The following is a 26773-nucleotide window of genomic DNA, read 5'->3' as shown; positions in this document are numbered from 1 at the left end:
CAAAACGTGTCGTATTATATTTTAAGTTGTGTATTTTTTCATTTTGGTTGGATTTATTTTTACTCAATTAGTGGGTTTAAATTGGTTTGTGTTTATAGAATATATAGAGATTACTATACAGCTTTTTTAGATAGTTTTTTTTTGTTTTGTGCGGTCTTGGAATGTGTTTTTGTTTTTATCAGTGGTTATTTGTGGGTTTTAGTTCTATTTCTACCTGTGTTTGATATAAGTGAGAGTTTTGACAGTGTTAGATAGTATTTTCAGGCTGTTTATTAAAACTTGTTGGTGTTTTATAGCTTGGAAGTTTTAAATTGAAATTTTGGACTTTGTGCAAGGGTTATGCAAATCGGGTGTGGAAAAAGATATTAAAAATGCTGAATTTTTATGCAAATTTTGTGCAAATAAAAAAGAGTTACAATAATTAAATATCGTAACTCCTTGATAATGTGGCTCCTCCTGCTGGGCTCGAACCAGCGACCCTCTGATTAACAGTCAGATGCTCTAACCAACTGAGCTAAGGAGGAATTTCCTTTGTTTTAAGTGGTGCAAATATAATAGGAATATCCGTACCAAGCAAGTTTTATCCTTTATTCTTGATGATTTTTGACTAAATGTGTTGAAATTCAATAAGAAATATTTTGTCTTTTTAAATTGATTCCAGAAATATTCTTAGAAATATAGAAGCCAAAATGGTTTAATTAGAATAATAACTTACATCTTCAGGGTTTTTAGCTTTAATCTGGTTCTGAAATAACGGTGAAAATAACCGTTATTTCAGCATCAGATATATATTTGTCTGCAGTTTTACAGGACTCTATTTATTTCTTTAAATCTTTAAGAATTTCCTGAACAGCTCTTTCCAGTTGTGGATCATTGTTCTGAAGACGGTCCATAAAGGTATTTTTAACATAAATATCAGGTTTTACACCTGTTTTTTCAAGATTCTGCCCGTCTAATGTGTAAGTTCCCCATGAAGGAAGTCTATAAGAAGATCCGTCTACCAACCCTTTTGCTGAAGTGAAAATAATCCATCGATAAGTATCCTGACCGATAATTTTACCCAGCTTTAGAGCTTTGAACCCGGCTGCTGTCATTTCAGCATCACTTAATGAAGTTTCGTTGATCAGAAGAACAATAGGTTTTCCGGAAGGAGCGAAGTTCGGTTGTGTGGTTATTTTTCCTTCACGGTATTTCCATTGCAGATAAGGTCTCTGAGAAAGGAAATTCAATACTTTATCATGAACATTTCCACCTGTGTTGTAGCGTAAATCGAGAATAACAGCGTCCTTTCTGTTCTCCTGTTCTACCATATCCAGAAGGAATCGGTCCAGTTCATCAGTAGACATGTTTTTCATGCAAGAGTAGGCAATACGGTTGTTGCTAAGCTTGTCTACACGCTGGTGATTGTTGTAGATCCAATCATCATAAAGTAATCCTTTTAATTCCCCATTAGAAATCGGATGTACTTTGGTTGTTACAGTTTTACCATCACGGTTGAAGGTAAGAACAAGTTCATCCTGTTTTTTAGGGCTTGTGAAATAGGTTTCGATATTTTCGTTTTGATCGATCTTTTTTCCGTTTACAGAAGTCAGTTGATCTCCGGGTTTGATGTCAACTCCTGAACGGTAAGCGGGAGATTTTCTTACAATGCTTTCTACCGTGTAAGGCTGGTCTTTTTTGAAGATAATTCCGGTTTCGTTGGTGAAATAGTTCAGGAATACAGTTTCCTCTTTTCCAGTAGATGAAAATCCGGTATGTGAAGAATTAAGCTCACCCAGAAGATCATTCAATAAAATTCGCAGATCATTTCTGTTATTTACATACGGAAGATACTTTGCATACTGCTCCTTTTTGGCTTTCCAGTCGATACCATGGAATTTTTCGTCGTAGAAGTTTTCTTCTACACCTGTCCATGCTTCAGCATACATCTGAGTAAATTCTGATGCCAGATCTTTATCAAAGCTATATTGGATATTGATTTTCTCAGGCTTTAATGCAGCAACAGTTGTTTTGTAGATATTACCTTCTATCAGAGCGAATAGGTTTTTCTCATTTTTAGTTAAATAATAAGCTGCTTTATCAAATACTTTTTCAGATTTGGCAGGCTCAAAATCGGTGAAAACCTTTTTGTATAGTTGTCTTTTTCCATTATCCTGATTAGAATTAAATAATAGAATCTCTTTTTTATCATCGGCAAAAACGGTCGGATCATCCTGATATCCATATCGGTCGGTTACCAGTTCAATTCTGTCCAGGGTATCTTCAGGATTTACTTTCAGCTCTTTGATTACCGGTTCTTTTTCTTCTTTTTTCTCTTTGTCCTCTTTATCCTTGTCTTCCCCTTTTTTGTCCTTCTTATCTTTATCCTTATCTTTATCCGAAGATTTTGTTTCCTTCTTTTCTTCAGTGAAAAGACTGTCGAATTTTTCAGATTTAAAAGGTTCATCAAACCAATCCAGAGCCATGCGGTAAATGTTAGATTTCTGCATGCCTAGAGGGTAAGACGGATTGGTTCTGTCACTCGCGAAATAAATATACTTGCCGTTTGGAGACCACACAGGATCTTCCTCTGAAACTCCAGTGTTGGTAAGGTTTAAAGTCTGTGCTTTTTTGATATTATAGATGAAAATATCGAGTTCGAAGTTTCTTTTTGCAGAAAATAATACATATTCATTGTTTGGCGAGAAAGAAGGTCTTGAGTTTTGGAATGCCCAGATTTCATCTTTTACAATGGTAGTGGATTTTAAACTTTTTAAATCCAATAATCTTACTTCATCTCTTCCGCTTAAGTAAACGGCTTTTGAAAGGTCGTTGTTCAGGGTGATGCTGCGGTTATTTCTTAAATCTTCCGTTAATTGCTTTGGCTGTCCTTTTCCGTCTGCCTGAATCGTAAACCAGTTTTGATATCCGTTATAAGTCTGATTGTAAAGTAAAGTACGGTTGTCTTTCAGCCATTTTACTTCCATAGCACGTTCTTTACCGTCAGAAACCTGCTGGGCAAACTTTCCTTCAATGTCAGAAACGAATATGATACCACGGCTTATGAATGCCATTTTTTTACCGTCCGGAGATACATCATAATAGGAAATATTATTTTCCACATTGAAATTCTGAGCTTTTTCCAGGGTTTTATTGGTATTCAGACTGATGTTGAGTAGAGTTGTTTTTTTTGAGGCTACATCATAAGTATAAAGCTGATAATCCTTTTCAAAAATAACTTTGGATCCGTCGGCTGAAACAAAAGGTTTTTTAATAGAAGTGTCAAATTGCGTTAAAGCAGTTTTTTTACCATTTTCAATTTTATAAAGATTGTATTCTCCATTGTTCTCATCAGAAATAAAATAGATAATACCATTTTTATCTACACTTGGATTGAAATCTTTTCCTTCATAGTTGGTGTACTGTTTGAAAGAATTGCTTTTTGGATTGTATCCGAGAATATCAGGATTATTTTCTCCCTTATAACGTTTTCTCTGTACCTGATGGGCGCTTTCAGATGAGCTTGTGAAAAGATATTCTCCTGCAGGAGTTTCCACAAGTCCATTGGTATAGTTAAAGTAATTATTGAAAAGTTTTTCTGGAGTTTTTCCTTCAATTGTGGTTTTAAAACTTCCGAAATTATTATTTCTGGTGGAAGTAAAATAAATCGTTTTACTGTCCCATGCCCAACTTTCCATTTCGTCTCTTCCGGTATGGAAAGTCAGCTGCTTGATGGTTCCGCCTCCTGCGGGCATTAGATAAACATCATAATTTCCGTATTGGTTAGAACTGAATGCAAGCCATTTCCCATCCGGAGAAAGTCGGGGATTGATTTCTTCTCCATCCAGTGCGGTAATTCTTGAAGCATTTCCTCCATTGGAATCTGCTTTCCAGATGTCACCGTCATAAGAGAAGTAAGCTGTTTTTCCATCAGGACTCAATGAAGGACTTGATAAAAAATAAGACTTTTCCTGCGCCGAAATTCCTATAATAGAAAATGCTGTGAATAACGAAATAATAGTTTTCTTCATGGTACAATTAATACTATATGTTGTTTTTATTATTCTTTTTCATTGTAGAGAAGTTTTCATTTGCTGAAAATTTTCTCAATCTGTAGTACTCTGAAAAAGAATAGTCGGATTATTAACGAAATAGTTACATGAAAAATGCTTGAAAGGGCAGATGATATTCAATACAACAGGTCAATATTTCATAAAAACTTAAGATAAGTTGCAAATATCAGTCTTTTTATAGTTATTACAGTGTATTGTTCAGATGAAAGCACAAAAAAAGACTTACATTTCTGTAAGTCTTCTTGCTCCTCCTGCTGGGCTCGAACCAGCGACCCTCTGATTAACAGTCAGATGCTCTAACCAACTGAGCTAAGGAGGAATGTCCTTTGTTTTAAGTGGTGCAAATATAGGACGAATATTTATACCCTACAAATATTTTTAAGAGAAATTTTAAAAAATTTATAATTTACCCATAAATACTTTGAAGATGTCGCTTCCAAAGATCAGTAACATCAATCCTAACAGGAAGATAACTCCAATCATCTGTGCGTTTTCCAAAACTTTCTGCGGAACAGGTTTCCCTACAATAATTTCATATAAAGTAAATAAAACGTGTCCACCATCAAGTCCCGGAATAGGAATAAGGTTCAGGAATGCTAACCATACGGAGAACATTGCTGTAAAGCTCCAGAAAGCAACCCAGTTGATCTTAACGCTTCCATCCGCATCTTTATCCACAGGCATATTCTTTACAATAGCAATAGGACCTCCAACGTTCTTATAACCCTGAACTTTAGAGTTGAACATAATTTTGAACTGCTTAACCTGAGTTGTTAATGCTTCAATAGTTCTTGTAAATCCTCTTGGAATAGCCTCACCGAAAGAATATTTTTTATTCGTTACAATATTTTTAGCGATGCTTTTTGTGTCAATTGCGATACCTAATTTTCCGTTTTTATCTACAGAAACTGCCGGTAATGTTTGTAGAGCTCCGTTTCTTTCAACGTCTACAGAAATTGTTTTTCCTTTATTTTCACTTAAAAGAGCGCTTACTTCATCAAAGAATGCTGCTTTCTTACCATTGATTCCTACAATTTTATCACCTTTTGCTAGACCAGATGCCTGAGAAGAAGGAGTCGCTAATGAATCAACAACCATAGAAACTCTTGGGGTGATATATAGTCTTGCTTCTTTCTGTTTAAGAACATCTGCTACACCATCTGCATTCACCGGGAAAGTAACTTCCTGCCCGTTTCTGTTTACGGTAACATGATCTCCTAATAGAATATTGATTGAAGTATTTTCAAGTCTTTCCGCAGGTTTTCCGTCTACGCTGATGATTTTGTCACCATTCTGGAATCCCATTTTCTTTCCAGCAGAAGTCGCTTCAATACCGTTGTTGAATTTTGTGATATCCGTATACGTTTCTCCGTTAAAGAAAGAAAGACAGCTGTAGATTAACCATGCAAGGAAAAAGTTAACTGTAACTCCTCCCAACATAATGATCAGCCTCTGCCAAGCCGGTTTTGATCTGAATTCCCATGGTTCTGCCGGTTTTTTCATTTGGGCAGTATCCATACTTTCATCCACCATTCCGGCAATTTTTACATACCCTCCAAAAGGAAGCCATCCGATACCGTATTTCGTTTGCTCTGGGTGTTTTCTCCAGTCGTTATCCGGAAGTTTTGATATATCGATAGGAACTTCTTCCTTCTTTCCGTTCACTTCTATTACTTCAGAATCCGGTAAGTTTTTTGATAAAAATTTATACTGCCATTTTCCGTTGATTTTCTTCATGGAGAATATGGAGAAATAAGGATCAAAAAACAGGAAAAACTTCTCTGCTCTGGTCTTAAACCATATTGCCGGTAAGAAATGCCCAAGCTCATGAAGAAGCACAAGTATAGAGATGCTCAGAATGAACTGAAAAAGTTTAATTGCTATTTCCATTAATAAATTTTAGATTTTAATTTGCAAAGGTAACAATTATCAAAACTATGCCAAATAAAAAAGCTCCCCGAAACAAGAAGCTTTGTCATATTTAAAGACGATTTGATGATAAGATTATAAATTGAAAGAAACACCAAGGCTGCCATTATTACCAACCTCTGCAAAGACTCCAATTTTCTCTGTGAAGAAATAACGGGCTCCGATGTGAGCTCCCACTCCAAAGTCTTTCCCAAGAACTCCAAGGTCTACTCCAGGGTAGATATCCCATTTGGAGGGCAAGTTTAAAGCTTCCTGTAAGTGAAAGTTCAATCTTCCGAAAACAAAAACACGATTATCTTTATCGTTGTTTTTATAATTGTCGAAGTAGCCATTAATCCCGGCTCCTACAGAAATAAGTTTGTTGAGTCCATAGTCGTAAGTTCCCGTGATTCCGGTTCCATATCCCCATGCGCTCAGTCCCAGTTGTATTTTCTGATCTCCCTTTCCTGTCCAGGCCTGAGCATTAGCCATAGCGCCAAAAAAGAAGATCGCCACCATAAAAAACAATTTCTTCATAAATTTTTAATTTTAAGGGTAATAATAAAAAATATCTCTATCAAAAATGAAACCGAAAGAATGGGAGTCGTATAAAAATGATTGACTTTAATAAATTATTAAGAAATAGTACCCTGTTTTTGCGTGAAAAACCATCTTTTCAACCATTTAATTCTCCTTTTGTAAAGATAAAAGCTGTATTTTTATACTTCACATTTGGAATAATTTAAAAAGAATAAAAGATGAAAGTTGTAGGGCTTAATTTAGATATCATCTGGAAAAATAAAACTGAGAATTTTGCACATATAGAAAGTGAACTACTGAATGTAGAGGCAGATCTGTTTCTTCTTCCTGAAATGTTTTCAACAGGTTTCTGTATGGATGCTTCTGAAGTTTCGGACAGAAATAATGAATCACTGGAGTTTTTGAAAAAGATCTCGAAAGAGAAAAATGCAGCGTTTTGCGGAAGTGCTCCGGTAGAACAAAACGGAAAATTTTATAACAGAATGTTTTTTATAAAGCCGGATGGTGAAACATCTTTTTATGATAAAAGACACCTGTTCTCTTTTTCCGGAGAAGATAAAGTGTACACACCAGGAAAAGAAAGAGTAATTGTTGAATATAAAGGAATACGTTTCCTGCTTCAGGTATGTTATGATCTTCGTTTTCCTGTCTTTGCAAGGAATAATGATGATTATGATGCCCTTTTATATGTTGCCAACTGGCCTGAGAAAAGAGTAGGAGCATGGGAACACTTGCTAAAAGCCAGAGCTATTGAAAACTTATCTTTTGTATTTGGTTTAAATAGAATCGGGACCGATGGAAATGATTTGTTTTATCAGGAAAGTTCTCACTGCTTCTTTGGGGATGGAAAAGAAATTTCTCAGAAACAGGGAAGTCTTGTATCTGCAGAACTGTATATAGAGGAATTGAAAGATTTTAGAAAGCATTTCCAGTTTTTGAATGATAGAGATTCCTTTTCTATTGAATTTTAAGATTTTCCCACAGATTTCGCAGATCTTCACAGATTTTTAATTTCTATATAAAGAAAAATAAGCATAATTATCTGTGGAAATCTGTGCGATCTGCGGGAATTATAAAAAGCAAAAAAACTGTGAAAAATCACAGTTTTAAACATATTCTTGTAAAAGTTGTGTGAGGGTATTCACATCATGAACACCACTTTCCTTCCATAGCATTTCTCCTTTTTTAAAAATGGCCAGTGTAGGGACTCCACGAACACCATACTGAGCTGCCAGTGCAGGATATTGATCTACATCTACCTTTATAATTCTGGCTCCTTCGCCAATATTTTCCTTTACTGTATTTAATACCGAAGACTGTACTTTACAAGGCTGACACCATGTTGCGAAAAAATCGATAAGTACTGGTCTTTCGGAATCTATGATTTCCTGAAATTTTTGTGACATAGTTTTGGTTTTATTAGTTTGCTTTTTTGTTTGTTTCATCCTGGATCGCTTTTACATTCTTCCAGGTTGTTCCATCATAAGCTTCCACACCATTTTTCTTCAGAATTTCCATGGCCTGATCTGCCTGGATTCCTTTATTGCAAAACACAACAACTTTTTTTCCTTTTAGAGTTTCTATATTGTTTTGAATCTCTGCTAATGGAATATTGATAGCATTTTTTGCTGTTCCTGCAGCATATTGCTCCGGAATTCTGACATCTACTAATGTTACATCAGGGCTGTTAACCACTTCTTTGATGTTGGCTGTAGGAACTGTAGCTGTAGGGTTTGTCTTACAGGCACTTAATGTAAATGCTAATGCTAAAAATAATCCGAAAAACTGAATTTTCATGTCTTACAAGGTCTTAGATTGACATACAAAATCTGTAGTTGGAAGTTTTTCCGTTTTTTTGATTCCGTTAAAACCACCTTCTATTTCAGTAAAATTTCTGATTCCGTGTGAGTTAAGGATGCTTGCAGCAATCATGCTTCTGTATCCGCCGGCGCAGTGCAGGAAGAAGTGTTCAGAATCATCAATGGTACGTGCCCAGTCGCTGATGGTATCCAATGGTTTGTTGTAAGCGTTGTCAATGTGTTCTGCAGAGTATTCAGTCAGTTTTCTTACATCAATTACAGTAGCGTCTGCTGTAAACTGCTCTGCAAATTCAGACGGAGTAATTCTTTTAACTTCGTCAATTTCCTTACCAGCTTTTTTCCATGCTTCAAAACTTCCTTTCAGGTAACCAATCACATTGTCAAAGCCTACTCGGCTCAGTCTTGTAATCACTTCCTCTTCAGTTCCTTCATCAGTAACTAATAATAAAGGATGCTTTACATCTACAATAAGGGTTCCTACCCATGGGGCAAAATCTCCTTTCAGTCCTATATTGATAGAGTTGGGAACAAATCCTTTATGGAAGTCCGCAGCTCCTCTTGTATCTAAAATTAATGCTCCTGTTTCCTCTGCCAGTGCTTCAAAATCTTCAGGTGCAACAGGCTGTAAGCCTTTGTTCATCACAACGTCCAGGCTTTCATAGCCACCTTTATTTAAAGCAACATTCATCCCGAAATATTTTGGAGGAGCGGTTAAGCCATCAAGAACTTCTCTGATAAAAGAAGCTTTATCCGGTTGATTAAGAGCGTAGTTTGTTCTTTTTTGGTTCCCTAAAATGTCTACCGTTTCCTTCTGCATATTCTTCCCACACGCAGATCCTGCTCCATGAGCTGGATAAACTGTGATGCTGTCATCCAACGGCATAATTTTGTTCTGAAGACTGTCGTAAAGAATTCCTGCAAGGTCTTCCTGAGTAAGGTTAGTCGCCTTCTGTGCAAGATCCGGTCTTCCTACATCTCCTAAAAACAGGGTATCACCTGTGAAAATTGCAGTTTCAACACCATTTTCATCGATTAAAAGGTAAGTACTGCTTTCCATCGTATGTCCAGGAGTATGCATAACCTTTATTTTCACTTTTCCGATCTCAAAAACCTGATTGTCTTCAGCAATGATGGCATCAAATTCAGGAGCAGCAGTAGGTCCGTATACAATAGGAGCACCTGTTTTTTTGCTTAAATCCAAATGTCCTGATACAAAATCTGCATGGAAGTGAGTTTCAAAAATATATTTTAAAGTGACATTGTCTTTTTCCAGACGATCCAGATAAGGTTTTACTTCTCTTAGAGGATCAATAATGACAGCTTCATTCTCTGATACAATATAATAGGCACCCTGAGCCAGACAGCCCGTATATATTTGTTCAATTTTCATTGGGGTCTTTTTTTAATGAGTTAAAGATACAAAGTATTAGATAAATTCTAAATGAAATGTTAAATCCCATTGATAGTTTCTTTCAATACTTTGTTAAACGTGTGTTTAGTATGTTGTTTTTAAGCAAAAAGAATGCCTTACATAATGTCAATTGGCGAATGCTGTTTTATATCATGTTTAGTTCTTATACGCTTCCTGATATGAAAAAAAATAATCGTGGTTTAAGATTTGATTATCAAAGGGCAAATTTATTTTCGAAAGGAATAGAGAGAAGTTCTTCTGAAAATATCTTTACATATTTTACAAAAAATTTTATATTTATAAGTTTAAAAAAGCAATCAAATGGCAGACAAAACACAATTTATTGAAGAACTTAACACGAGATACACTCCAAAAGGAGAGCATATAATATTAGGAAAAGGAATGTTGGACGGAGAAGTAGTCACAGAAGTGAACGTAACTATACCTCTGAAAACCATAAACCGTCACGGTCTTATTGCCGGAGCTACCGGAACCGGTAAAACAAAAACATTACAGGTGTTTGCAGAACAGCTTTCTCATGCAGGAATTCCCTCTTTGGTTCTGGATATTAAAGGAGACTTTTCCGGGATTGCAGAAGCGGGACAGATGAATCCTATCATTGAAGAAAGGTATGGCAAAACACAGCTTCCTTATAATCCACAAGGCTTTCCGGTAGAACTCATGAGCATTTCCGGAGGAAAAGGTGTAAAATTGAGAGCTACGGTTACAGAATTCGGGCCTGTTTTATTAAGCAAAATCCTTGAATTGAATGATACACAGCAAAGTATCATGTCCATTGTCTTCAAATACTGTGATGATAAAGGACTTCCATTGATTGATCTTAACGATTTAAAAAAAGTACTTCAGTATGTGACGGATAATGCACAAGGAAAAGCCGAGCTTGCAGCCAATTACGGATCTATTGCCCCAGCGTCTCTCGGAGCTATTTTAAGATCTATTGTGGCCCTGGAGCAACAGGGAGCAGCAGGATTTTTCGGTGAATTAAGCTTTGATGTTCATGACTTACTGGAAACAAGAGACGGAAAAGGAGTCGTTAATATTTTAAGAGTAGCAGATATCCAGAACAAACCTCAGCTTTTCTCCACGTTTATGCTTTCTCTTTTTGCAGAAATTTATATGACATTTCCGGAAGAAGGAGATAGCGGAAAGCCGAAATTGGTGTTATTCATTGATGAAGCCCACCTGATTTTTGATGAAGCTTCCAAAGCGCTTCTTTCACAAATTGAAACAATGGTAAAACTGATCCGTTCCAAAGGAGTTGGGATCTATTTTATTACACAGATTCCTGGTGATGTCCCTGAAAATGTCCTTTCCCAATTAGGATTGAAAATACAGCATGCATTAAGAGGATTTACCGCGAAAGATAAAAAAGAAATTACCAAAGCTGTTGAAAATTATCCTACCACAGAATACTATAATGCTTCCAGTCTGATCCAGAATTTAGGAATTGGAGAAGCATTTGTTACAGCTCTTGATGAAAAAGGAATTCCAACCCCATTGGTACATACTTATCTGATCTCTCCGGAATCAAGAATGGATGTTCTGAATGATGCTGAAATTTCCGATCTCACTTCAAGATCAGCTCTTGTTGCAAAATATGAGCAGGCGGTTGACAGAGAATCTGCTTATGAAATGCTGACCAGCAGAATGGAACAGGCAGCACAAAACCCTGCTCCAACCCAAAAATCAAGACCAGTGAAAGAAGAACCCGGAATGTTTGAACAGGTATTACAAAGTAAAGCCGGACGTACTTTTACTTCTACATTAATGAGAGAAGGAGCAAAAGCTATTCTCGGAATGTTCGGTCTGGGAGGCAGAAGAAGATAATTTTGAAAGACAACCTGCTGTATTTTGATATATTTTTTGTTATTTTAGCAGGTTATCTTTACTTAACAAAGAAAAATAAGACCGTATTTTATTGGGGAATAAGAGATCGGTTTTAAATATTAAACTAGAAAAACAGCAGTTAACACACATTCATGTATTCAATTATAGATATAGAAAGTAATGGTGCAGGTTATAGAAATGAATGCATTATAGATATCGCCATTTACAGATATGACGGTCAGAAAATTATAGACCAGTTTATATCTCTGGTAAACCCTGAAGGTGATATTACCCCTTTTGTACAAAAACTGACCAGTATTACCCCGAAAATGGTCAAAACTGCTCCAAAATTTCATGAAATTGCCAAAAGAGTGATAGAAATTACTCAAAATACAACTTTGGTAGGTCATAATATTGATTTTGATTACAGGATGCTTCGCCAGTCATTCAAAAGGCTTGGTTATGATTTTAAAATCAACACTTTAGATACAATTCCGTTAGCGAAAAAACTGATTCCTGATGAGGTAAGTTATTCGTTGGGAAAACTGGTGAAATCATTGGGTATTCCTTTGACGAATCATCACAGGGCGGAAGGCGATGCAAGAGCTACCTTAGAACTTTTCAAACTTCTGATTTCAAAGGATACAGAAAATGAAATCATTCAGAAGCAGCACGATGAGTCTAATGCCAAAACGTATATCAATAAGATCAAAGAACTGACCCAGGATCTTCCTAATGATAAAGGATTTGTATACTTTCAGGATGAAGCTGGTCGTATCATGTTCTCTGATTATGTTCAGGATATCAACAAATTTTCCAAAAAGGTTTTCAATTCCAAATCAAAAAAATGGGAACAGATTCAGAAAGATGTTGAGCAGATTAATTTTGAGCTTACCGGAACAGATATTATTGCCAAATTGATCCTGAATTCCAAGAATATTAAAAAGAAAGAAGTTTTACCTTTCGGATTATATTTCAGGAATAATAAATATGTGGTTGAGAAAAATAAACTCAATAAAACTGAGAAACCGGTCTTGAAATTCAGATCATTTACTCAGGGGACAAAAGCTGTTCAGTTCATTGGTTCTCAGGAAGAATTTAAAGATTTTTCTGTCCTGAAACAGAAAATTGAATTCAGAAAAAGGAATGAACTTTGGTTGGGGTCTGGAAGAAAATTAGGAGAAAAGTTATTTTTAATCATAGAAAACGGGAAGGTGGTTTCCTTTGGATTCTATGAGCTGTTTACGCAGATTCAGACACTGAGTAAGCTGGCTAAGTTGAAAATTGATCTTCCGCTATCTTCCACAGATCTGAATAACGAATTGCAGCTGGCACTGCTTCGTGGGGATTTTGAGACATTACCGTTACCGAAGTAAAAGAGTGTCTATATGTTACAAGTTATCTTCTGAACACAATACTTGTAAAATCAATTTTTAAAAAGTAAAAAATAAATAGTATTTTTGCAAAAAATAAATACAAGCAATGCAAAATTTTAAACAAAATAAAACTGGAAAAAAGGGAGCTGTAAAGTTCTCTAAGGTTTGGAATATTTAAAAGAGTTGTCTTGCATAAAAAATAATCAATGTGGCAGGCTCTTTTCTGAAGAATCTGCTTTTTTTATGTTAAAATGAAATTATGAATTCAAAAGAATTATTAAAGATTGCCAATGAGTTTGGCACACCAGTGTATGTTTATGATGCGGAGTCCATCAAAGTTCAATACGAAAAACTTACCTCTTCATTTTTAAAACATACGAAGTTCTTCTACGCTGCAAAGGCTTTGACAAATATCAATATTCTTAAGTATGTCAAGAACCTGGGGGCATCTTTGGATTGTGTATCTATTAACGAAGTTAAACTAGGATTGAAGGCAGGATTTTCGAAAGAAAAGATATTGTTTACTCCCAATTGTGTTGATCTGGCTGAAATAGAAGAAGCAATGACTTTTGGAGTTCATATTAACATTGATAACATTTCTATTCTTGAGCAATTCGGGAATAAATACGGAAACACCTATCCTATTTTAGTAAGAATCAATCCGCATATTTTTGCCGGCGGTAACTATAAGATTTCAACAGGGCATATCGACAGTAAATTCGGTATTTCCATTCACCAGGTTCGTCACATCGAAAGAGTGATGAAAAGTACCAACCTGAATGTTGAAGGACTTCACATGCATACAGGAAGCGAAATTAAAGATCCTGATGTATTCCTTCAGGCCTTGGAGATCATGCTGGAACTTTCTGAGCATTTCCCGAACCTGAAATATCTGGATATGGGAAGTGGTTTCAAAATCCCTTATCAGGACAGTGAAGAAGAAACTGATGTGAGAACATTAGGTAAAAAAGTAGAAAAAGTAATTTCTGAATTTTCAAAATCTACAGGAAAAAAATTCGAGTTATGGTTTGAACCCGGGAAATTCTTAGTTGGGAAAAGCGGATATTTATTGGTGAAAGCTAATGTAATCAAGCAGACAACTGCTACCGTTTTTGTAGGAGTGAATTCAGGGTTTAACCACCTGATCCGTCCGATGTTCTACGATTCTTATCACATGATTGAGAACCTATCTAATCCGAAAGGAGCAGAAAGAATTTATACGGTAGTAGGAAACATCTGTGAAACCGATACATTCGCATGGGACAGAAAACTGAATGAAGTAAGAGAAGGAGATATCCTTGCTTTCCACAATGCAGGAGCGTATGGTTTTGAAATGAGTTCAAACTTCAACTCAAGATTAAAGCCTGCTGAAGTTCTGTTCTTAGATGGAAAAGCTCATTTGATCCGTAAAAGAGATGAGTTTGAAGATTTGTTGAGAAATCAGATAGAAGTAGTGATGTAAAATCCGAAACATATCATATAAACAGCCACCTTTTTTGGGTGGCTGTTTTGTTTTGCTGGAGACCTAAACCTCACAGGTATTCAAAACCTGTGAGGTTTAAATAGAAAAAGAATTCAAAATTAAATTACAAGTTTTTAACATTGAATGAGAGATGGAGTCTCAACTTTATTAGCTAAATTTGATAGAAATAGGAAGATTATTATCCTTTTCAAGTACTATTTTTACCCAAAAACAACCACCAAAACAGAGTAATTATGGCAAAAAACATCGCAGAGCAGATTGTTGAAATGCTCGAAAATGCCAATGTGAAAAGAATTTATGCAGTAACCGGCGATAGTCTCAACCATTTGAATATTGCGGTCAAAAAAAGCAGTATTCAGTGGATTCATGTAAGGCATGAAGAAGTAGGAGCTTATGCTGCTGCTGCAGAAGCTGAGCTTGATGGTTTGGCAGTGTGTGCCGGAAGCTGTGGCCCTGGGCATGTCCATCTGATTAACGGAGTTTATGAAGCGCATCGTTCTCATGTCCCCATGTTGGTGATTGCTTCCACGATTCCAAGCGACGAAATGGGAATGGACTACTTTCAGGAAACCAATACGATAAAACTGTTTGACGACTGTAGTTACTATAATCAAATGATTACCCGGCCAGAGCAGGTACAAAGAACGGTACAGACTGCTATTCAACATGCAATTTCCAAAAAAGGAGTTGCGGTGATAGGACTTCCGGGAGACGTTTCTGAACTGGATGCTGAAGAAGGCTCTACCTCCACTCAAATCTTTAAAACCAATCCTGTGATAAGACCATCTGATAATGAACTAAAAAGTTTATCGGGACTTATAAATAAAAGCAAAAAGGTAACACTGTATTGTGGAATAGGAGCAGCTGAAGCCCGTGATGAGGTGATTGCTTTGTCTAATCTGTTAAAAGCGCCCGTAGGATATTCATTTAGGGGAAAAATGGCTATCCAACCCAATAATCCTAATGAAGTAGGACTTACAGGATTGTTAGGATTTCCTTCGGCGTATCACGCCATGCACGAAGCTGATCTCGTCATTCTTCTGGGGACGGATTTTCCCTATCAGAAATTCATGCCTGTAAAAAATAAAATTGTCCAGATTGATGAAAGTCCTGAAAGATTAGGAAGAAGAGCAAAATTAGAGTTAGGACTTGCTGGAGATGTCAAAGAAACCATTAAAGCATTACTGCCCTTACTGGAAGAAAAAACGGATGTTCATTTCCTGAACGAGCAGCTGGCATTTTATGATAAAGTGAAAGAAAACCAGTTGGAGTATGTTAAAGATTCTGGAAAAGAGAATGCTATTCAGCCGGAATATGTGGCGCACACGTTGGATAAACTTGCTAAGCATGACGCGATTTTTACGGTTGATACCGGAATGTGCTGTGTTTGGGGAGCAAGATTTATTACAGGAACAGGCGAAAGGAAAATGCTGGGTTCATTCAATCATGGATCAATGGCGAACGCCATGCCAATGGCTATCGGAGCAGCTTTAGCTCATCCTGGGAAACAGGTGATTGCCATGTGTGGAGACGGAGGATTATCTATGCTGTTAGGAGATATGGCTACTATTTTTCAGTATAAGCTTCCAATAAAACTGATTGTTTTCAACAACAGAACGTTGGGAATGGTAAAACTGGAAATGGAAGTTGGCGGAATGCCCGACAATGAAACAGATATGATTAACCCGGATTTTGCAATGGTTGCACACGCTATGGGCTATCCGGGAAAAAACGTTCATCTTCCGGAAGATGTAGAAAGTGCTATCAAAGAATGTCTGGATCACAACGGACCTTATCTTCTGAATATTTTCACCAATCCTAATGCGCTGGCTCTTCCTCCTAAGATTGAATTTGACCAGATTATGGGAATGACCAAGTCTATGGCTCAGCTGATGCTTGGTGGTAAAATGGATGAGGTTTTTGAAACTGTAAAAAGTAATTATAAACACATTAAGGGTCTGCTATAAGATTAAGAAGCAATGAATTCAAAACTTGCTTTGAATTCATAATATTTAAATTCTAAAACTTCATGCTTTGCGTGAAGTTTTGTTTTTTATAAATAAGCTAAATATTTACCTTTGTTTATTATTTGTAAACAAAATTATGAGAACAATACTTTTATTTTTGGCTTTATGTGCAGTTAATTTTTCGTTTGCACAGGATCAGGAAGAGCGGGATGATTCTTTTATCAGGGAGAGTAATAAAAATGTTCTGAAAATAGACATCAAAGAACCTTTTATGCAGGTGGCTGTAAAATGTAATGATTTTAAACCTGCAGCCTATGAAGGAGGTGTTGCGGCTTATAAAGAAATCCTAAACAAATATATGTATGCATACCTGAATTCTGATTTCTATGCTCTTACAGGTGATTTTACATTTACCTTAGTGCTTGATGCTAAAGGAAAAGTAGTAGATGTGAAAGGAATGCCCAAAGTACAGAACAGTGAAGTTTTTTTTGATGATATGCAATATGTAGTAAGAAGAATAAAGAAAAACTGGACTCCGGCCTCTTGTGGCGGACAGCCTGTAGCTTCACAGATTAAAGTTAAAATGAACTTCTCTTCAATGTCTGTGGATATCGATTAGATATAAAGGTTTTCTTTTCAAAATTTAAATAAAGGGAGATATTTATTAAAGGGATAAAATAAGCTCTGGAAAAAATAAAAATCAAATGGAAACCATTGTAAAAAAAAAGGAGTTTCAGTTGATTCTACAACAATAAATAAAAATCAGTTCTGTTAACAATACCTATAATCATGATTAAGAAATTTTTGTTGCTCATCACTTTCTTTACAACAAAATTAATTTTTGCTCAAAATGAAGTTTTGGATAAATATCCTTATGACCAAGACTTTTATGCTGGTGGGTTGAATCAATTAAATAAGGAAATGGTAAAGGTTGTTAAAGAACAAAAGCTGCTGCCTTGTGAAAAAAGTGAAGAACGGTATAGTGTACAGATTCTTGTGTTTGAAAATTCAACCATCAATTATGTTAAAGATTTTGACACTGTAAATATTCAAAAAAATAAATGTGCATTTGATTTCAGCCGTAAAATTATTCCCCATCTCAAAAAATGGATGCCGGCAAAAGTGAACGGGAAATTTATGGGAGCAATTGCCAAAATTGAAATAAATCCTTTTTATTTAGTTAATTCCAAAGATGATCCAAGTAAAAACGAAAAGAAAGGCCCAACTTTTAAAAAAGGAATAAAAGCTTTTGGATTTGAGGTTAAGACTATTTTTGAAAGATTCGTAAAGAAAAACGAGGACAAAAGAGCCTTGTTGACATTTGTTGTCAATGAGAATGGCGAAATGGAGGATTTCAATATTGAAGGTGATTTTTTTGACTATGAAAAGAAAGATATCATCAATAGTCTATCTAGAATAAAAGGAAAATGGAATCCTGCTACATTTAATAATATTCCAATGAGAGCTAAAATTAGCCAACCGATTTTTCAACAATTTGATCTTCAGAAAGATTTGGAAGATCAGGATAAAATAATGGATCAAAATTTCCATGATAACAGATACAGATAATCTCCTGACATTCTGTCACAATATTTTGTATCTTTGCAAACTTATTTGTTCGTAATTTAAAATTGCGGGCCTTAAATCGATTATCGTGCAGGAAAAATATATAGACGAAACAAAACAGGGCGAAGCTTTTGCTATTGCAGAAAGACCGGAGAACTCTAAAAAACTGTTTTTAGAAAGCTATGGTTGTCAGATGAATTTCTCTGACTCTGAAATTGTTGCATCCATTCTTAATGAACAAGGCTATAATACAACGATGAAAGTTGAAGAAGCCGATTTGATTCTTTTAAATACATGTTCCATCCGAGAAAAAGCTGAACAGACGGTAAGAATGCGTCTTTCTCAGTTCAAAAATCTGAAAAAAGAAAGACCGAATATGACGGTAGGAGTTCTGGGATGTATGGCGGAAAGGCTGAAAACCAAGTTTTTAGAAGAAGAGCAATTGGTTGACCTTGTTGTAGGTCCGGATGCCTACAGAGACTTACCAAATCTTTTAAAAGAAACCGATGATGGAAGAGATGCGATTAACGTAATTCTTTCCAAAGAAGAAACCTATGCAGATATCAATCCTGTTCGTTTAGGAGGAAACGGTGTTACCGCATTTGTTACCATTACCAGAGGTTGCGATAATATGTGTACATTCTGTGTAGTTCCTTTTACAAGAGGAAGAGAAAGAAGCCGTGATCCACACTCTATTATTGAAGAGTGTAAAGACCTTGCCAATAACGGATATAAAGAAATTACCCTTTTAGGCCAAAACGTAGACTCTTACCTTTGGTATGGAGGAGGTCCTAAAAAAGACTTTGCCAAAGCTTCTGAAATGCAGAAAGCAACAGCCGTTAATTTTGCTCAGCTTCTTGATTTAGTGGCTAAAGCCGTTCCGGAACTGAGAATCAGATTCTCTACTTCAAATCCTCAGGATATGAGTCTGGATGTATTCAAAATGATGGCAAAGCATCACAACATCTGTAAATATGTTCACCTTCCTGTACAAAGCGGAAGCAATAATATGCTTGAAGCGATGAACAGACAGCATACCCGTGAAGAATACCTTGATCTGATCAGAAAAGCCAAGGAAATTGTTCCGGAAGTAGCATTCTCTCAGGATATGATCGTTGGATTCTGTAATGAATCTGAAGAAGATCACCAGGATACCTTAAGCTTGATGAGAGAAGTAGAATATGACTACGGTTATATGTTTGCCTACTCAGAAAGACCGGGAACACCGGCTCACAAGAAAATGGAAGACAATATTCCGGCTGATGTGAAACAGAGACGTCTTGCTGAGGTTATTGCTCTTCAGGGTGAGCTTTCAAACCAAAGAATGAAATCTTATGTAGGCAGAGTACATGAGGTGCTGATTGAAGGAATTTCCAAGAAGAACAAAAACCAATGGAAAGGAAGAAACTCTCAGAATGCTGTATGTGTTTTCGATAAACTGGAAGGACAGAAAATAGGTGACATTGTGAACGTTTTTGTACATGACAATACACAAGGCACACTTTTAGGGAGAACAGTAGAACAAAATTAAGCAGTGATCAAAGCAGTTTATCTTTTTGCAATGCTTTCGTTTGCTATGGTATTTAGCCAGACAGAAAAAAATGTAAAAAAATATCCTGCAACCGTAGGAGATATCAAATTCGATGCGAAATTGGATAATGCTGATTTTAAGAAGTGTGGCTCAGAAAAATGGGGACATTTCAGTTTTCAGTATTATCAGGGTTCAAAGGAATTTAGCTATAAGGGTGAAAAGATTGCGATCACTGAAAAACTTAAAAAAGAAAATATATATTCTGAAAAAAAGATCAACGGCTATATTACCGTGAGATTTTTAGTAAATTGTGAAGGAAAGACAGGTCTCTTCAGATTACAGCATATGAGCCCGGATCTGAAAGATTCTGTACTGGATGAAGAATTGGAAAATAAACTGCTGCAGTTTACAAAATCACTCAATGGCTGGATGCCGAAAGAGATAAAAGGTTTAAAAGTAGATTATTATCAGTATTTAACCTATAAAATTGAAAATGGAAAAGTTTCAGAGGTATTACCTTAGCTTTTTGTTACTTATCGTTTACACCAATACTATTGCACAGGTCAACTGTAATGCAGTAGAGGGTGAGAACTGTAAAAAAGCGTGTGAGTTATACAACTGGGCTTCAGATTTACAGGGGTTCGCAGAATCTCAGGAAGGCTTTGATAAAGCCATTGAATTGTGTCCCGATTTCTCCCATGCTTATATGGAAAAAGCAGTTCCATATCTTAAAAACGGAGATTTCGTAACCTGGAAAATTTTAATGGATAAAGCGGTTGCTTTAGACCCCAAAATGCACCTTGGTTACAGAGGCTGGACGAAGTTTCAGTTCTTAAGAGACTATAAAGGAGCAATTCAGGATTTAGAATGGTTAAAAAAATATGAGCCCGGAGACTTAGGAAGATCTCAAAACGGGGACTATAATCTGGACGTAGTAAGAGCTATGTCCTACAGTGCTTTAGGACAGAAAGAAAAAGCCGCAGGGATTATAGAAAGACTTCTGGCTACCAGAGGTTATGTGAAGGGAATGTTTGATCATTATCAGCTGGGAGTTACCTATTTCGAGCTGGGAAGATATGACAGAGCCCTGGAAAATTTTGAAAAACAAAGCAAAGAGTACGACTTTGCTGAGAATATATACTTTAAAAGTAAAGTTTCTAAGATCAGAAACAAAGATTATTTGGATTTAAAAATGTTAGCCTTACAAACGTATGATGAAGGAAAGACCATGAAAGATGTCTACACTCATCACTTTAACAAAGTCTACAGAAAAGAAATTGAAGAGCTGTAGAAGATTAACATTCAGTCAATAATCAAAAATTTACTTATGAGCAACGAGCTACAAAACATAAAAAACCGTTTCGGAATTATCGGAAACTTTCCTGCACTCAATCGTGCCCTCGAAAAATCTATCCAGGTTGCACCTACAGATATCTCTGTATTGGTGATTGGAGAAAGTGGAGTAGGGAAAGAATTTATTCCGAAAATCATTCATTCAGAATCCAGAAGAAAACATCAGCCTTATATCGTTGTAAACTGTGGAGCAATTCCGGAAGGAACTATAGACTCTGAATTATTCGGACACGAAAAAGGAGCTTTTACAGGGGCTACAGCTACAAGAAAAGGATATTTTGAAGTAGCAGACGGAGGAACCATCTTTTTGGATGAGGTAGGAGAACTTCCTCTACAAACTCAGGTTCGTCTTTTAAGAGTGCTGGAAAGTGGTGAATTTATGAAAGTAGGTTCTTCACAGGTACAGAAAACCAATGTGAGAATTGTGGCTGCTACCAACGTTAATATGATGAAAGCCATCCATGACGGAAGATTCCGTGAGGATTTGTATTACCGTTTGAATACCGTACAGATTGATATGCCGCCTTTGAGAGAAAGAAAAGGAGATATCCATTTGCTATTCAGAAAATTTGCAATAGACTTTGCAGAAAAATACAGAATGCCGGAACTGGAACTGGAGCAAAGCGCTGTTCATTACATAGAAAGTTATTCCTTCCCGGGTAACGTCCGCCAGCTAAGAAACTTAGTAGAGCAGATGACCGTTGTGGAAAGGAACAGAAATATCACAGCTGAGAAGCTTGCCGAGTATATTCCTATGGAAACACATCTTCCAATGGTTGTCAATACTCAAAGCACTCCAAAACAGAGCGATTTCGGAAGTGAAAGAGAAATCATGTATAAAATTCTATTCGATATGAGGAATGATATTAATGATTTAAAATCCTTAACTTCGGAACTGATCAAGAACAGAGGAACATCAGATCTGAGCAACCATGAGAAAAACCTGATCAACAGAATCTATACTCCTGAAAGTCAGCCACAGGTGAACTCCGGATCTTTGTTATATTTTGATAATAATGATACTCCGGCAGTGCAGACTCCTACGATTATTTCGACACCTGAGGACAGCTATGAAGATATTGAGGATATTGAAATAGAAGAAAACAGGCCAGAATCACTCTCTCTTCAGAATAATGAAAAAGATTTGATTATCAAGGCTTTGGAGAAGCATAAAGGACGTAGAAACAGAGCTGCAGATGAGCTTGGAATTTCACAAAGAACTTTATACAGAAAAATAAAACAATATAACCTGGAAGATTAGCAAAACATAAATAATGAAAGTCAATTTAACACCTAAGCCGATCAATTTTAAGCTCGGAGAATACATTAACAAAGGTTTCGAACTTTTAAAGAAAGATTTCGGGAATATTTTTGTAGCATTTTTAGTATGCTTTGTGATGTCTATTATTCCGTTCTGCGGACTGCTTGCAATGGGTAATTTATACAAATACCTTCAAAGGTTGAACAGAAATCAGCCGGCAAGTCCTGGAGATATTTTTGATTTCAAAGACTTCATGCCTTATTTTATGTTGCAGTTAATTGTTTTTGGTGGTGTTTTATTGCTTTACATTCCTTTATTTGCTGTGCTGGGTATATCAGGTGCATTATCTGAGGGTAATGAACCCAATCCAATGGTAGCATTTTTTGGGTTTCCCTATATGTTTTTATTGATTGGCGCGATATATTACTTTGTATTAAAAGGCTTTTATATCATACCATTAATCAGTCTTAAAGGAATCAGGGAAGTAAAAGAAGCCTGGAATATTTCAAAAATAATGAGCAAAGGAAATCTATTGTCAATTTTTCTTTTCTCATTGGTAGTGAGTATTTTGTCCCAGATTGGTATTATTGCTTGTGGGATAGGAATTTTTCTTACCTTACCATTCTTATACACAGCAAATTATTTTGCTTATGAAGATGCTATTCAACAAATTGAATATGATGAAATTATTGAAATCGGATCTAAAAATGAACTTTAAAATTAACAATATCAGCTTGAAACAATCACTGTTAACGGGAATGCTTTTTGCATTGCTGGGAGTTTTAAATTCATGCTACAGCTTTACGGGATCGTCCCTTACAGACGAGAAAACAGTTCAGATTAATGAATTTCCCAATAATGCACCTCTTGTAAACCCTGCATTATCCCAACAGTTTTCTACAGCAATACAAAACAGATTCCTTCAGAGAACCACTTTGAAAGGAACAAAAGAAAATCCGGATATCCTGATAGAAGGAGAAATTACTGACTATTCCATTACCCCTACCACCATCAGTTCCAATACCCAGACCAACCCTTCTGGAGGAGTGATTCAGCAGGCACAGAATAAACTTACGATTACAGTAAAGGTACATTATGAAAATAAAATTCATCCGGATGCAAGTTTTGACAGAACATACTCTGATGAAGCTGCTTTCAACAGTGATGTATCCCTAAGTCAGATCGAAGACCAGCAGGTAAAACTGGTAACAGATAGAATTATTAATAAGATATTTAACGACATTGTAGCGAATTGGTAAGATGAATCCGAGAGTTTTAGAATTAATAAAAAATCCGAAAAATATTCAGTTAGAAGACCTTGGTCTTTTGAAAGAAGAGATTCACACTTTTCCTTATATTCAGAATATCAGGGCGCTTCATCTGTATGGAGTGCATCTGTACGAAAAAGAAAACTATCAGAAGGAGCTTTCTATAACGGCTGCATATACTACTGATAAAAAGATTTTATATCAGCTGATCAACGGAAAGATCAGACAGGAGGTGAAACCTGAAATTGTGGAAGAGAAGAAACCTTCTAAAACAATTGAAAAACCTGCCCAATTTACTCCAAAGATCCAATCCTTTCCCATCAGGAGAGAAGAGGAAGTTTCTTTGGAAAAACCTTTGGAAGAGGAGAAAAGTACTTGTGTTTTACCAACCGCACAGGAAGTTAAACACATTTATATAAACGGTGAACGAAACAGAATTTTATTTGAAGGAGAAGAAAACTTCCTGGATGAAGAAAATTCTGAGACAATAGATATTGAATCTACCCTTGAATCTGGAACTCTGGTAATCCAGAAGACTGAGACTATAGTTGAAGAACCGGTTCAGGAGAAAGTGGAATCTGTACAAGTTGAAGCGGAGGAAAATGGTGGAGAGAATTTTACACCGGAAACTGTTATTCCCGAAGAGCAGATTTCTTCAGCAAAAGAGGAAGAAAAAATTGAAGAAGAAGATAATACCAGCTTTCATGAAGTTGCACCTTTAGTATCGGAAGTAAATAGTGAGGCAGCAGTAGCAGAAGAGCCTGTAAAGGAGGAATCCGCTCATGAAACTGAATTGGTTTCTGAGGAAGAAGTACAAGCTGAAACAGAAGCCGGAGAAAACTTTACACCAGAAACCATCATTGACGAAGATCAGATTTCTGTTGAAAAAGAAGAAGCAAATGGGCATGAAGAATTGCCTTCAGTGGAATTATCTGATGCGGAAGTAAGTTTCCATGGAACAGATTCATTTATGCCGGACGTTAAAATCCAGGCCAACAACGAAGAAATAGCGGAAACCGCAGAAATTTCCCAACCGAATGTCAATAAACACGAGGAGGAAATGAGACGCCTGATTGAAGAGGTGGAGAAAAAAATGAAGGAAACTAAACTTGTTCCGCAAGAAGAAGAAATAGAGCCTGAAACAGTTGAAGATCATGAAATTAGCTTCGCAGATACTCAAAACTTCCATTTCTGGTCAACAAGTGAAGAAAAACCTGAAGAAATAAAAGAAGAACCTGTACAGGAAGAAGTTGTTGAGAATCAGATATCTCTAGTTGAGGAAACTAAACCTGAAGTTACTGAAGAAAAGATAGAAGAAGCTCCTGAAGTACAATCTGCATGGAAACCAATGAGTGTGGAATCCAATATGCCGGATTCCTTAATCAGTAAACCTGAACAGGTATCAGCTCCAGAAATAAAAACCCCAACAGAGAAAATAACGCCAGCTGTAGAATCTGAAGTAATTATTGAAGAGGAACAAACGTCCGAAACTGTTGCAGGAACCACTCAGGAAGAAGTTATTTCAGTACTAGAAACATCACAAATTGAAGAGGATCATTCTGAATCCACTGAATCAGTTGATGAAGAAAAATCTAATACTGAGACTTTAAAAGAAAATGTACCTGTAATGAATGTTTCCTTCTTTGGAACTGATATTTCTACCCTTAAAGTTGAAGAAAAGCAGGAGGAAAAGAAAGAAGAACCTGTAGAAAAAGTACAGGAGGTTACTATGAAAAATACGACTCAATCATCCATAGACAGCAACGTTCCAGGTTTTATCAACACATGGCAGAGCTGGCTTAAGATTGACAGAACAGAAGAGATTGAAAAGGAAAAATCAGAAATCAAAGAAAAGGCTATTGAGAACTTTATTGAGAACAATCCTAGAATCAGTCAGTTAAAAGAAGAAAGTACCTATGTTGTAAAAGAAAAGAATGACGATATCTCACATTTGATGACAGAGACATTGGCTAATCTTTATTTTGAACAGAAACTATATACAAAGGCCATAAAAGCGTTTGAAATACTTATCAAAAAGAGTCCCGGGAAAAAAGAATATTTTGAATCCAAGATTAAAGATATTAAGGACTTCAGAAGTAAAAATTAAAAAGAAAAAGGTACTGATTAAAACAGTACCTTTTTTTATTTTATAACTCCTGAGAATTGCTTTTAGTGCTTCTTAATTTTTTCCAGGCCTTCCGCCCAAATACAATAACAACAATTAAGGTAATGATGGCAAATATGGCTGCTATTACCGGAGCTGCCATTGCAAGAATAGACATGATCCCCGCACCGGCTGTCTCTGTTGTTCCTACCACCGAGTTTCCTAAACCTCCGGTCGTCGCAGTAGAAGCAGCCCTTATTCCTGCAAATCCAGAGCTGATGGTAGCTGCTGTACCTCCACCGGCAATTAATGCCAAAGCCCATTGTGGGAAAGTTCCAAGATCAGCAAACTGACTTGCAAATAATATGGAACCAGCCACTGTTGCCATAGGAATAGAAACAGTATCCAGTAAATGGTCAACAAAAGGGATGTAATAAGCCAATATCTCAATAATAGTGGCTATTCCTGTCGTAATAAGTGTAGGAAGACCAGCAAGCCATTCAAAATGCTCATTCATTGGAATCCAGTTGAAATAAGAGGCAAGGCTTACAATAAACATAGGAAGAAATACCCGGAAACCTGTAGCGGCTGCCAATCCAATCCCAATAAATGCACTGATTATATAAGAAAAATAGGGAAGGTTGTCTAACATATTAATTTTCAGATTTATTGTTTTCCCTAAATTACAAAAACTATATGATATTTGGAGCGTTGTTGATTTTAGAGTTCCAGATACGGGATGCAGGGTACGAGGTTTTGAGCTTTACTATTTGTGATTTGCCAGAAAGTAAAAAGAAGATTTTATCTGTGTAAGTCTGTGCGATCTGTGGGAAATAAAAAAATCTGCAAGAAAATGTCTCACAGATTTTTATTATTTTATCAGAAAAGATGATTACTTTTTCTGAGCTTCACAAAGCTTGATAAACTGAGCCTCCACATCCTGAAATTTAGGAGGCATCTCAGGAGAAACCCAAAATAGCATGGCCATAGTTTTTTCTCCAAAGGCTTGCCTGAAAAGATCTTTATTCAGACGATAGCATTCTCTCAGTAACCTTTTGATACGATTCCTGTGTACTGCTCTTTTAAAATATCTCTTAGAAACAGAAACTCCAAATCTTGCAGCTTCTACAGAAAGGTTGGGTTTATCCTTTAGAATAATAATTCTCAGGTTTCCGCTCGTTCTCCATTTACCTTTCTCAAAAAGCAAACTGATCTCTGTGTTTTTTTTGAGCTTTTCCGCTCTGGGATATTTGGAATTTGTCATTTACGAAGTGTAAATATATTT

At 36.3% G+C, this 26773-nt stretch carries 22 protein-coding genes and 2 tRNA genes; 14 read left to right on the top strand and 10 right to left on the bottom strand.

Annotation, left to right across the window (positions count from 1 at the left end):
- Positions 1-447: 447 nt before the first annotated feature.
- The 5 genes from ACKTTZ_RS06815 to ACKTTZ_RS06795 all read right to left on the bottom strand — a co-directional run bounded on the left by ACKTTZ_RS06815 (position 448) and on the right by ACKTTZ_RS06795 (position 6497).
- Positions 448-524, bottom strand: a tRNA-Asn gene (locus ACKTTZ_RS06815).
- Positions 525-818: 294 nt separating this feature from the next.
- The gene (locus tag ACKTTZ_RS06810) at positions 819-4010 is read right to left on the bottom strand and encodes a S41 family peptidase (protein WP_407847947.1); all 3192 of its coding nucleotides are present in this window, start codon (positions 4008-4010) and stop codon (positions 819-821) included.
- 287 nt (positions 4011-4297) lie between these two features.
- Positions 4298-4371 (bottom strand) — tRNA-Asn (locus ACKTTZ_RS06805).
- A gap of 80 nt (positions 4372-4451) precedes the next feature.
- A complete protein-coding gene (rseP, locus tag ACKTTZ_RS06800; RefSeq protein ID WP_034692751.1) occupies positions 4452-5942 on the bottom strand; it encodes an RIP metalloprotease RseP in 1491 nt (496 codons plus the stop codon).
- Between the two features lie 114 nt (positions 5943-6056).
- Positions 6057-6497, bottom strand: coding sequence for a DUF6646 family protein (locus tag ACKTTZ_RS06795; protein ID WP_034692749.1), 441 nt, complete (start codon positions 6495-6497; stop codon positions 6057-6059).
- A gap of 221 nt (positions 6498-6718) precedes the next feature.
- Between ACKTTZ_RS06795 and ACKTTZ_RS06790 the strand changes: the two genes are divergently transcribed.
- Complete coding sequence (locus tag ACKTTZ_RS06790) at positions 6719-7471, top strand: nitrilase family protein (RefSeq protein ID WP_034692747.1); 753 nt, start codon at positions 6719-6721, stop codon at positions 7469-7471.
- 135 nt (positions 7472-7606) lie between these two features.
- On the opposite strand, the gene ACKTTZ_RS06785 is transcribed toward ACKTTZ_RS06790, so the two are convergent.
- Genes ACKTTZ_RS06785 through ACKTTZ_RS06775 form a run of 3 tightly spaced genes read right to left on the bottom strand, consistent with a single transcriptional unit; the run spans position 7607 to position 9710 of the window.
- Positions 7607-7906, bottom strand: coding sequence for a thioredoxin family protein (locus ACKTTZ_RS06785; RefSeq protein ID WP_407847944.1), 300 nt, complete (start codon positions 7904-7906; stop codon positions 7607-7609).
- A 13-nt stretch (positions 7907-7919) separates the two neighbouring features.
- Entirely contained in the window at positions 7920-8297 is a 378-nt protein-coding gene (locus ACKTTZ_RS06780) for a rhodanese-like domain-containing protein (RefSeq protein WP_051934222.1), read from the bottom strand.
- A gap of 3 nt (positions 8298-8300) precedes the next feature.
- Positions 8301-9710, bottom strand: coding sequence for a rhodanese-like domain-containing protein (locus tag ACKTTZ_RS06775; protein ID WP_034692745.1), 1410 nt, complete (start codon positions 9708-9710; stop codon positions 8301-8303).
- 342 nt (positions 9711-10052) lie between these two features.
- Here ACKTTZ_RS06775 and ACKTTZ_RS06770 point away from each other — a divergent pair, with 342 nt between their 5' ends.
- The 13 genes from ACKTTZ_RS06770 to ACKTTZ_RS06710 all read left to right on the top strand — a co-directional run bounded on the left by ACKTTZ_RS06770 (position 10053) and on the right by ACKTTZ_RS06710 (position 25491).
- The gene (locus ACKTTZ_RS06770; RefSeq protein ID WP_407847941.1) at positions 10053-11579 is read left to right on the top strand and encodes a helicase HerA-like domain-containing protein; all 1527 of its coding nucleotides are present in this window, start codon (positions 10053-10055) and stop codon (positions 11577-11579) included.
- A gap of 152 nt (positions 11580-11731) precedes the next feature.
- A complete protein-coding gene (locus tag ACKTTZ_RS06765; RefSeq protein WP_407847939.1) occupies positions 11732-12955 on the top strand; it encodes a PolC-type DNA polymerase III in 1224 nt (407 codons plus the stop codon).
- 259 nt (positions 12956-13214) lie between these two features.
- A complete protein-coding gene (gene lysA, locus ACKTTZ_RS06760; protein WP_174774481.1) occupies positions 13215-14417 on the top strand; it encodes a diaminopimelate decarboxylase in 1203 nt (400 codons plus the stop codon).
- 254 nt (positions 14418-14671) lie between these two features.
- Positions 14672-16405 (top strand): thiamine pyrophosphate-dependent enzyme, encoded by a 1734-nt coding sequence (locus ACKTTZ_RS06755; RefSeq protein WP_034692737.1) that lies wholly within the window; start codon positions 14672-14674, stop codon positions 16403-16405.
- Between the two features lie 136 nt (positions 16406-16541).
- Positions 16542-17024: a hypothetical protein gene (locus tag ACKTTZ_RS06750; protein ID WP_253316614.1), complete on the top strand. Its 483-nt coding sequence runs from the start codon at positions 16542-16544 to the stop codon at positions 17022-17024.
- 170 nt (positions 17025-17194) lie between these two features.
- Positions 17195-17974 carry a hypothetical protein gene (locus ACKTTZ_RS06745; RefSeq protein WP_407847936.1) on the top strand — a complete coding sequence of 260 codons (780 nt, stop codon included), beginning with the start codon at positions 17195-17197 and terminating at the stop codon, positions 17972-17974.
- Between the two features lie 85 nt (positions 17975-18059).
- Positions 18060-19502, top strand: coding sequence for a tRNA (N6-isopentenyl adenosine(37)-C2)-methylthiotransferase MiaB (miaB, locus tag ACKTTZ_RS06740; RefSeq protein ID WP_034692733.1), 1443 nt, complete (start codon positions 18060-18062; stop codon positions 19500-19502).
- 3 nt (positions 19503-19505) lie between these two features.
- Positions 19506-20024, top strand: a complete 519-nt coding sequence (locus tag ACKTTZ_RS06735; protein WP_156106377.1) for a hypothetical protein — start codon at positions 19506-19508, stop codon at positions 20022-20024.
- Complete coding sequence (locus ACKTTZ_RS06730) at positions 19996-20793, top strand: tetratricopeptide repeat protein (protein ID WP_034692731.1); 798 nt, start codon at positions 19996-19998, stop codon at positions 20791-20793. The genes ACKTTZ_RS06735 and ACKTTZ_RS06730 overlap by 29 nt, the downstream gene beginning before the upstream one ends.
- Positions 20794-20829: 36 nt before the next feature.
- Positions 20830-22116, top strand: a complete 1287-nt coding sequence (locus ACKTTZ_RS06725) for a sigma-54 interaction domain-containing protein (RefSeq protein WP_407847933.1) — start codon at positions 20830-20832, stop codon at positions 22114-22116.
- Positions 22117-22129: 13 nt separating this feature from the next.
- Complete coding sequence (locus tag ACKTTZ_RS06720; RefSeq protein WP_407847931.1) at positions 22130-22834, top strand: hypothetical protein; 705 nt, start codon at positions 22130-22132, stop codon at positions 22832-22834.
- Complete coding sequence (locus tag ACKTTZ_RS06715) at positions 22824-23375, top strand: LptE family protein (protein WP_051934227.1); 552 nt, start codon at positions 22824-22826, stop codon at positions 23373-23375. Before ACKTTZ_RS06720 ends, ACKTTZ_RS06715 begins: the two co-directional genes overlap by 11 nt.
- Position 23376: 1 nt before the next feature.
- Entirely contained in the window at positions 23377-25491 is a 2115-nt protein-coding gene (locus ACKTTZ_RS06710; protein WP_407847929.1) for a hypothetical protein, read from the top strand.
- A gap of 40 nt (positions 25492-25531) precedes the next feature.
- On the opposite strand, the gene ACKTTZ_RS06705 is transcribed toward ACKTTZ_RS06710, so the two are convergent.
- Both ACKTTZ_RS06705 and rnpA read right to left on the bottom strand, forming a co-directional pair.
- Positions 25532-26140 carry a DUF4126 domain-containing protein gene (locus ACKTTZ_RS06705; protein ID WP_253316612.1) on the bottom strand — a complete coding sequence of 203 codons (609 nt, stop codon included), beginning with the start codon at positions 26138-26140 and terminating at the stop codon, positions 25532-25534.
- Between the two features lie 240 nt (positions 26141-26380).
- Positions 26381-26752, bottom strand: a complete 372-nt coding sequence (gene rnpA, locus ACKTTZ_RS06700) for a ribonuclease P protein component (RefSeq protein WP_034692725.1) — start codon at positions 26750-26752, stop codon at positions 26381-26383.
- Positions 26753-26773: the final 21 nt, after the last annotated feature.

Source organism: Chryseobacterium sp. KCF3-3, assembly GCF_045865955.1.
Taxonomy (GTDB): domain Bacteria; phylum Bacteroidota; class Bacteroidia; order Flavobacteriales; family Weeksellaceae; genus Chryseobacterium.
Note: the sequence above shows the minus strand (reverse complement) of the source record. Positions and strands in the feature narration are given on the sequence as shown.

Bases quoted from the DNA above. Each gene is read 5' to 3' on its own strand.
- ACKTTZ_RS06810 (WP_407847947.1), bottom strand. From the start codon at position 4,010: ATGAAGAAAACTATTATTTCGTTATTCACAGCATTTTCTATTATAGGA.
- rseP (WP_034692751.1), bottom strand. From the start codon at position 5,942: ATGGAAATAGCAATTAAACTTTTTCAGTTCATTCTGAGCATCTCTATA.
- ACKTTZ_RS06795 (WP_034692749.1), bottom strand. From the start codon at position 6,497: ATGAAGAAATTGTTTTTTATGGTGGCGATCTTCTTTTTTGGCGCTATG.
- ACKTTZ_RS06790 (WP_034692747.1), top strand. From the start codon at position 6,719: ATGAAAGTTGTAGGGCTTAATTTAGATATCATCTGGAAAAATAAAACT.
- ACKTTZ_RS06785 (WP_407847944.1), bottom strand. From the start codon at position 7,906: ATGTCACAAAAATTTCAGGAAATCATAGATTCCGAAAGACCAGTACTT.
- ACKTTZ_RS06780 (WP_051934222.1), bottom strand. From the start codon at position 8,297: ATGAAAATTCAGTTTTTCGGATTATTTTTAGCATTAGCATTTACATTA.
- ACKTTZ_RS06775 (WP_034692745.1), bottom strand. From the start codon at position 9,710: ATGAAAATTGAACAAATATATACGGGCTGTCTGGCTCAGGGTGCCTAT.
- ACKTTZ_RS06770 (WP_407847941.1), top strand. From the start codon at position 10,053: ATGGCAGACAAAACACAATTTATTGAAGAACTTAACACGAGATACACT.
- ACKTTZ_RS06765 (WP_407847939.1), top strand. From the start codon at position 11,732: ATGTATTCAATTATAGATATAGAAAGTAATGGTGCAGGTTATAGAAAT.
- lysA (WP_174774481.1), top strand. From the start codon at position 13,215: ATGAATTCAAAAGAATTATTAAAGATTGCCAATGAGTTTGGCACACCA.
- ACKTTZ_RS06755 (WP_034692737.1), top strand. From the start codon at position 14,672: ATGGCAAAAAACATCGCAGAGCAGATTGTTGAAATGCTCGAAAATGCC.
- ACKTTZ_RS06750 (WP_253316614.1), top strand. From the start codon at position 16,542: ATGAGAACAATACTTTTATTTTTGGCTTTATGTGCAGTTAATTTTTCG.
- ACKTTZ_RS06745 (WP_407847936.1), top strand. From the start codon at position 17,195: ATGATTAAGAAATTTTTGTTGCTCATCACTTTCTTTACAACAAAATTA.
- ACKTTZ_RS06730 (WP_034692731.1), top strand. From the start codon at position 19,996: ATGGAAAAGTTTCAGAGGTATTACCTTAGCTTTTTGTTACTTATCGTT.
- ACKTTZ_RS06725 (WP_407847933.1), top strand. From the start codon at position 20,830: ATGAGCAACGAGCTACAAAACATAAAAAACCGTTTCGGAATTATCGGA.
- ACKTTZ_RS06720 (WP_407847931.1), top strand. From the start codon at position 22,130: ATGAAAGTCAATTTAACACCTAAGCCGATCAATTTTAAGCTCGGAGAA.
- ACKTTZ_RS06715 (WP_051934227.1), top strand. From the start codon at position 22,824: ATGAACTTTAAAATTAACAATATCAGCTTGAAACAATCACTGTTAACG.
- ACKTTZ_RS06710 (WP_407847929.1), top strand. From the start codon at position 23,377: ATGAATCCGAGAGTTTTAGAATTAATAAAAAATCCGAAAAATATTCAG.
- ACKTTZ_RS06705 (WP_253316612.1), bottom strand. From the start codon at position 26,140: ATGTTAGACAACCTTCCCTATTTTTCTTATATAATCAGTGCATTTATT.
- rnpA (WP_034692725.1), bottom strand. From the start codon at position 26,752: ATGACAAATTCCAAATATCCCAGAGCGGAAAAGCTCAAAAAAAACACA.